Genomic DNA, 1,415 nt, shown 5'->3' on the forward strand with positions numbered 1-1,415 from the left:
GAAATCAAGGTATTAATGGGAATACCAGCCTAAGATATTTGGAGTTCAGAGCGGGCGCGTTTGATTTTCAAACTTCGCAACAGAACCAAATAGGGTTAATCTCATCAAGAAAAGGAGTTAGAAACAGTTGCGAAAATATATGATCTACCTCAGCAGTTTATTGGTCACATTTATCCTGAGTTATGCGACGATTACTTGGCTGATTATGCCCGTTCTCACTCGCTATCAAAGCCTGGCTAGGTTGATTAACCACTTTGACTATACCGCATTAACTTTAATACTCTTATTAACGCTGATTATCTGGTTGTTTGGCATCCAGTATCACCTCAAAGATTTTTCAGTTATTTATCTCTATCTTGCTTTCAGTGTGTATTTATTACTGTTATTCATGGTGCTTTTTACTAAAACAACGGATTTTCAGGCGATATCACTGAATCCTTTTGACTTTATAAAAGCGGATACCAGAACGATTCAAGAGGCAGTGCTAAATATTATCTACTTCATTCCTTTAGGTGGCCTTTACTGTATCAATACTGATTTCAAACAGTTTGTCATTGTCAGTTTGGTCACACTTTTAGGAATTGAAACCATTCAATTTATCTTTTATTTGGGCACATTTGCCATTAGTGATATTATCTTGAATTTTTTGGGTTGTTTGATTGGGTATTATTGTTGTTGGGAGATTAAAAGGCGGTTGAGTTGAGCTAACCCAAAAGTAGCATAAAAATAGACAGGAGATATATCTCGAATGGTATCGAGATATATCTCCTGTCTATTTTTATGAGGATTTCATTCCAAATGTCTTATTTTTTATTTTTTAGCGCCATGATAATGTATAAAATTGTACGCTGATTAACCACTAACATGCCACAAAATAATAGGGCAAGGCATAGATACAAGACTTTACTCGGCAGATAAAATAAACAAAGAATTTGTACCAAAATGATCACAAAATTACTTATAAAAGTTCGCCATTTAATCTGAATCACCACAAATTTTTGCGTATCCTTGACACGAAATAAAAACGTTGTTAAGAATCCAAGCATTGAAGCTAATCCAGCACCATTCAAGCCAAATAATGGAATAAGTAATACTTGTGCAATGACACAAACGATTGCTCCAAATAAAAATGTGATAAATCCTCCTGTAGTTTTTTTAACTACAATATAACTTGTTTCAAAAAAATTTGCAAAGCTAGAAAATAATGCTGAGAGCATGAAAGGTTCTGTTGCGAAGTTTGAAAATCAAACGCGCCCGCTCTGAACTCCAAATATCTTAGGCTGGTATTCCCATTAATACCTTGATTTCAGTAGACACCGAAAAGCCGAAGAGCGTTCCATTTCTTCGGTTCTTTTTATATATTCCTCGAAGGGTCTCCATGCCCTTAATCGTGGAAGAGGCTGTACGGAGACTTT

Annotated in this window: 2 protein-coding genes and 1 pseudogene; 1 reads left to right on the forward strand and 2 read right to left on the reverse strand. The window is 35.4% G+C overall.

The features are described 5' to 3' along the window. Nucleotides 1–139: 139 nt before the first annotated feature. Nucleotides 140–703: a VanZ family protein gene (locus AB0N03_RS52365; RefSeq protein WP_357056717.1), complete on the forward strand. Its 564-nt coding sequence runs from the start codon at nucleotides 140–142 to the stop codon at nucleotides 701–703. A gap of 100 nt (nucleotides 704–803) precedes the next feature. Here the strand turns inward: AB0N03_RS52365 and AB0N03_RS52370 are convergent, their stop codons facing one another. Both AB0N03_RS52370 and AB0N03_RS52375 read right to left on the reverse strand, forming a co-directional pair. Then, a complete protein-coding gene (locus AB0N03_RS52370; RefSeq protein WP_003132403.1) occupies nucleotides 804–1,217 on the reverse strand; it encodes a polysaccharide biosynthesis C-terminal domain-containing protein in 414 nt (137 codons plus the stop codon). 58 nt (nucleotides 1,218–1,275) lie between these two features. Then, nucleotides 1,276–1,415 (reverse strand): annotated as a pseudogene (locus AB0N03_RS52375) (IS6 family transposase); the annotation flags it as partial.

Origin of the sequence: Amycolatopsis sp. NPDC051061, from assembly GCF_040682935.1 — a bacterium.
Lineage (GTDB): Bacteria > Actinomycetota > Actinomycetes > Mycobacteriales > Pseudonocardiaceae > Amycolatopsis.